The sequence below is a fragment of the Serratia sp. (in: enterobacteria) genome (assembly GCF_046715635.1).
Lineage (GTDB): Bacteria > Pseudomonadota > Gammaproteobacteria > Enterobacterales > Enterobacteriaceae > Chania.
This window is the reverse complement of record NZ_JBKJYW010000465.1, coordinates 1-5,986: the sequence shown is the minus strand read 5'-3', so window position 1 is coordinate 5,986 and position 5,986 is coordinate 1. Positions and strand designations below refer to the sequence as shown.

5 protein-coding genes are annotated in these 5,986 nt (G+C 52.6%); all 5 read right to left on the bottom strand.

What is annotated here, in order from left to right:
- On the bottom strand, window positions 1-731 hold a 731-nt coding region (locus ACLQ7H_RS24100; RefSeq protein WP_411754849.1), incomplete at its 3' end, for an Orn/Lys/Arg decarboxylase N-terminal domain-containing protein.
- A 487-nt stretch (window positions 732-1,218) separates the two neighbouring features.
- A complete protein-coding gene (locus ACLQ7H_RS24095; protein ID WP_411754848.1) occupies window positions 1,219-2,565 on the bottom strand; it encodes an OprD family outer membrane porin in 1,347 nt (448 codons plus the stop codon).
- Between the two features lie 111 nt (window positions 2,566-2,676).
- Window positions 2,677-3,978, bottom strand: coding sequence for a pyrimidine-nucleoside phosphorylase (locus ACLQ7H_RS24090; RefSeq protein WP_411754847.1), 1,302 nt, complete (start codon window positions 3,976-3,978; stop codon window positions 2,677-2,679).
- A gap of 17 nt (window positions 3,979-3,995) precedes the next feature.
- Window positions 3,996-5,648, bottom strand: coding sequence for a bifunctional 2',3'-cyclic-nucleotide 2'-phosphodiesterase/3'-nucleotidase (locus ACLQ7H_RS24085; RefSeq protein ID WP_411754846.1), 1,653 nt, complete (start codon window positions 5,646-5,648; stop codon window positions 3,996-3,998).
- A 63-nt stretch (window positions 5,649-5,711) separates the two neighbouring features.
- A partial coding sequence (locus ACLQ7H_RS24080) for a nucleoside transporter C-terminal domain-containing protein (protein WP_411754845.1) occupies window positions 5,712-5,986 on the bottom strand: 275 nt, incomplete at its 5' end.

The following is a 5,986-nucleotide window of genomic DNA, read 5'->3' as shown; positions in this document are numbered from 1 at the left end:
GTTTCCAGATACACCGGCGTCGCCCCAGCCTGGATCAACGCGCCGTGGTGATTGGATTTATGGTTATTGCGATCGAACAGCACCAGATCGCCACGCGTCAGCAGCGCGTTGGTCACCACTTTATTGGAGGCCGAAGTGCCGTTCAGCACGAAGTAGGTTTTATCAGCGTTGAACACTTTCGCCGCGTGTTTTTGTGCATCTTTGGCTGAACCTTCGTGGATCAGCAGATCGCCCAGTTTCACATCGGCGTTGCACATGTCCGAACGGAAAATCGTTTCGCCGTAAAACTCGAAAAACTTGCGCCCTGCCGGGTGTTTACGGAAAAACTCGCCGCCCTGATGGCCCGGGCAGGCAAAGGTTGAGTTCTCCATCTCCACGTAGGTTTTCAGCGTTTTGAAGAACGGCGGTAACAACGCCTGCTCGTAGGCATCGGCGGCGGCCTCCAACTGCGCCATGTAAAACGCTTTGGTCGCGGCAGCCAAGGCAAATACGCCAGTAATCAACGGCAGGTGATCCGGGGAAAGTTGTTCATCCCCCTCAACGGCAACAAACGTCGGGATCTCAAAGCCGGTCGCTTTAAGCGTTGCCAGAATACCGGCGTCCACATCGCTAACTGAGACCACGGCCGCCGCCACATCGGTATAGTCAGTCTGCCCCACGCGCACGATTTCACGCAGGGTTTCAACGCTGGCTACCAGGCTGGCGCTGGTTGCTATCTTCAATTCTTTCATCATGCTGAGTCTCAAACGGTTAAGGATGAGGGTGTGCCACTGGGCACATAATGAGATAACCCTGGTTATCCCGGCAAAGTGATGAGCCAAGGCGCAACCATGACTGGCCGATGCGGATGGGCATCAGACTACTATCGGGGACTGGGATCGGCAGCGTCCGATAGACATCAGTAAAATCAGAACCGCAGCTCTATTTTTAATCATGCCTAACAGCGAGCATTGGCTAGCTTTACCGCATAAAGGGCAGCGGTGTTCGCATAAATGGCGTTAAGGATATAGGGAGTGATGGCATCATCAGACGTCTGGAGCGCAGCTGCGCTGAGGTAACTAAACCCGTCATGCCTGTACTCCTCTGTGATGAAGTGGGGGAATTTGCGCAATGATTACACGTTTTTTTCGAGGGTTCAAGCCGGTTAATAGTGACTATTAATGCATAATTATTTATTGATACCGTGTGGGTTTCCCCACACGGCCAGGCAGGCTTTGATTAGAAGAGGTTGAACTTGTAATCCACCTGGAACTCAATCGAGTGGTTCTGAGCACGCATCGGCTTGCCATCCGAGGTCAGTTTCGGCTGGTTGCTCTGGCTCTGATAGTTCCAGGATGGGCCACCGGACAGCTGGAACGCCAGATTTTTCAGCGCAGGCTGTGACGGTGTCCAACGCGAGTAAACCAGAGTTTCACCACGCTCGATGCTATGGCCACGGTACTTCATCCCCCAGCCATAGTTGGTGACCATCCCCAGCTCAACCTCTGGCGTAACGGCATAGCCGAAGGTCCAGGCCAGCATCTTTTCCTTATCGCCCACATAGTCGTTACCCCAACTGTCGGCCATTGAGTTAAAGGTGCCCCGGCTGTGTTTAGCCAGATGCCACTCAAAACGCCCTAACCCGTTGCCATTATCGAGTGAGGCCCGGGTGTATGAAGCCCCAACCTTGTGCTTCCAACGCTCGGCGCGCCATTCGGCATACATCGCATAATGGTAGGCATCATCATCAAACGTCTTGTGACGGGTGGACATGCGGGTCCAGTCTTGCAAACCATGGTTGTAATACACCTGGCTGGCAAACTTGAGGCGATTCTCCGCCCAGGACGCCGGTTGCCAACCCAGTTCCACCCCGTGGCGTTGCATATAGTTATGGCTTTCACCCAGGAAATAGAGTGCGCTATAACCGTGATCGCTATAGCTCAATTCCCCGGTCGCAATGCTGCTGATCTCCTTTTTATCCGCAGTACGGAAATGGATCTTATCTGGGGAATCCCTGTCGCTATAGCGGGTGACATAGGCACCGCGTACCCGAACTGGCCCGGTAGCCGCTTCGCCACGCAACCCCAGATAGGTACTTGGAATGGCACGCGTGGAGTTGTTGAGTGCGCCCCATTTTTTAATCTGCTGCCAACCTGAATAAAGGTGCAGATAGGTATCATCATCACCCAAACGCCCTTTCAGGTAGAGCTGACCAATTTTATTGAAACCTTTCGCCTGGCCGTTGTCGTTATACAACACGCTACGGCCCCAGAAATCATCGCTAGCGGCCAGCTTAATCACGCCATAATAAGAAGCATCTACTCCCAACATATCCGCAAAATAGCCGGATTGATAATCGAGGGTGATCCCCTGCCCCCAGGCCGTTTGGATGGAGCGCTCCCCATAATCTTCGGTGCTTAAGTTTTTAAACACGTTACGGAAAGAGAGATCTGCATGGCTATCGTTAATAAAACTTGAGAAGAAATGATCGCTTACCTTTATTTCCTCTGCACTGAGGGGTAAAGAGAACATCAGTGCAAACAGTGCCAGAGGCTTTTTTATTTTAAATTTATTAATTTGATACATAGAAAAATCCCGTTTTCTATCTACTCACCCAGAACTATTTTAATTAAATTATTTCTAGATATTGTTGGAAATGTTTCACCCTGCAACCAGGGTTAAACACGGCTAATATTATTATTCTGTAATAATGGTATGGATCAGTTTTGGAGCTTCTGCCTTATCGGCAAGGGTGATGCTGTCATAGATTTTCGCCATGACGTTCGCCACATCCGGGCGGTTGGCATGGATCGTTACCAGTGAGTCACCGATGGCGACCCGATCGCCGACTTTTTTATGCATCATCAGGCCCACGGCCAGATCGATGTCATCTTCCTTGGTGGCACGACCGGCACCGAGCAGCATGGCTGCCACACCGATTTCGTCGGCCACGATATTGGCTACCACACCGGCCTGCTTGGCGGGGACTTCAATCAGGTATTTAGCCTGCGGCAGCTTCTCTGGATGGTCCACCATTGAAGCATCGCCGCCCTGGTTGGCCAGGAAGTCACGGAACTTGGCCAGCGCCTTGCCGTTATCAATCACCTCTTGCAGCATGGCACGCGCTGCCGGTAACGAATCGGCCTTCTTCGCCAGCACTACCATTTGGCTACCCAACTGCATGACCAGCTCGGTCAGATCTTCCGGGCCTTCGCCACGCAGCGTATCGATGGCTTCCTTCACTTCCAGCGCATTACCGATGGCGTAGCCCAAGGGCTGCGACATATCGGAAATCACCGCCATGGTATTACGACCCACGTGATTACCAATACGCACCATCGCCGTTGCCAGTTCGATGGCATCTTCGGTGGTTTTCATAAACGCACCGGCACCGGTTTTCACATCCAATACGATAGCATCAGCACCCGCAGCGATCTTCTTGCTCATGATCGAACCAGCGATCAGCGGAATGGAGTTAACCGTACCTGTCACGTCACGCAGCGCATACAGCTTCTTATCTGCCGGAGTCAGGTTACCGGTCTGGCCAATCACCGCCACCTTGTCGCGGTTAACCAGTTCAATAAACTGCTCGCTGGAGATTTCCACGTGGAAACCGGCCACCGCTTCCAGCTTATCGATGGTGCCACCGGTATGCCCCAGGCCACGGCCCGACATCTTCGCTACCGGGATACCCAACGCTGCTACCAGCGGTGCCAGCACCAGCGTGGTGGTATCACCTACGCCGCCGGTGGAGTGCTTGTCTACCTTGACGCCTTCGATCGCCGAGAGATCGATCACGTCACCGGAGTTCACCATCGACATGGTCAGATCCGCACGTTCGCGATCGTTCATATCTTGGAAGAAGATCGCCATCGCCAGCGCACTGGCCTGGTAATCCGGAATATCTCCCCGGGTATAGCCGTTAACAAAAAACTCAATCTCTTGCGTAGTCAGCTCTTTTCCATCGCGCTTTTTGGCGATGATATCAACCATTCTCATTGTCATTCCCCGGATCTTTATTTCTGTAAATCGATCTTGTAAACGGCAAAGCCGATATCGTCTTTTCCTACCAGCGTCATTGGATGCTGAGCGGCCTGTTTGATGTAATCTGCCGCATTCTGGCTTGGTGAGGTCTCGATGCGGATATCCAACGGCTTATCCGCAGTAATTTGCGCGATCCGCCAGTTGTTTTTTACCTCTGGCTTATATGCGCCATGCTGTTTGGTCTGCTCGGAGATGTAGTTGGCCACGATAGTGCGCACTTCATCTGGCGAGGAGATAACGATATTTTTCTCACCCGTACCGGCGAACTTGCCGGTAAATGCCCGGTAATTGTTCACGGCAACCAGGAATGGCGCGTCTGCTACCACCGGCTTACCTTTATAGGTCAATGACTTGATACGCTGGGCCTGTGGATTAATCACGTTGCAATCCACGTCATAACGCGCTGGCTGGGTCACGTCGATCTGATAGCTCAGATCGTCAAACATATCGAAGTTGTAGGCCCGGAAGCCGTTCCAGTTGAGCAGCGACTGTGGCTTATCGCTTTTCACGTCGATCTGGTTGTACATGCCCGCAGAGCACTCCAACCACTCTTTCAGATCGCTACCCTTCACTTTCACTGCCGCCAGCGTGTTGGAATACTGGTACAGATCGGCCGCGTTACGGAAGCTCAGAGGCCCTTTACGCATATCGACGAAGGCCGCCGGATCGTTCTTCCTGCCACCCGCTTTGAACGGGGCCGCAGCCGACAGTACCGGAATATCCGCCAGATCCGGATCGCCCTGAATAAAGTGTTCAACGTAGGCTTTCTGCGCCGCACGGATGATCTGGATGGCCGAGGAGTCCTGCACTAATGACAGATAGGTATTGGTATCTTCGGCAATGGTGCCAATCGGCTTGTTGACGAACTCACGGGTGTCGTTATGCGCCTGCTCCAGCGTTTTCACCAACGAGGCCTTGGCATCAACCAGTGATTTGTCATTCTTCTTATCAAAGATTGGGCGAGCTTCTGCACGGCTGGAGACCACCTTCCAATTATGGGTTTCCCCTTCCAGCACCAGATCGATCACCCCCAGGTTACCCGACAGCTTGTCCTTATCCCACAGCACTACCTGTGGTGGTACAAAACCGATATAACCGATGCGCAGTTTATGCTCTTTACCTTCGGTATCTTTTACCGGCGTTTCTACGATCAAGTACTGTTTGAAGTAAGGCTTGTTGGTCTTGGCGTCATAGACGTTGGCGTTGATGTACGGGAATTTGGCCCCGCTAATCGCCATTTTCAGGTAATCCAGCCCGTAGTTGAACTCGTGGTTACCGAGGCTGCCAACCGCATAATCGAGGGTATTCATCGCCTGATAAACCGGATGCACATCGCCCTGCTTCAGGTTGGCTGCGGCATAGTCCGCCATTGGGCTACCCTGGATGATATCGCCGTTATCTACCAGCACGCTGTTAGTGGCTTCCGCACGGGCCGCATCAATCAACGTGGCCGCTCTCACCAAGCCGTACTGAGCGGTGGCTTTATCCTTGTAATAGTCATAATCCATCATGTTGCCGTGAACGTCGGTGGTTTCCATGATACGGAGATCCACCGTTGCGGCATGCGCAGCGCCGGCAACCAACAGGGCCAATAACGATAGCTTGAGCGGAGAAGTCATTTTCATCACATATTCCTTATAGCTAGAAGCGTTAGCGGGCCACAGCCTCTCGGTGCAGCCTTGAGCTAATTAAAAGAAGAAACCTACGACAGCGGCGTTCAGGAAGCTGACCAGCGTGGAGCCGTAAAGCAGCTTCAGGCCAAAGCGGGCGGCGGCGTTACCTTGCTTGGAATCCAACGCCTTGATAGCACCCACAATAATACCGATAGAGGAGAAGTTGGCGAACGACACCAGGAACACCGAAATAATCGCCATGGTACGTTCAGAGAAGTTGTAGTCACCCTGCGACAGGTTGAGCATGGCAACAAATTCGTTGCTGACGATCTTGGTTGCCATCAGGCCAC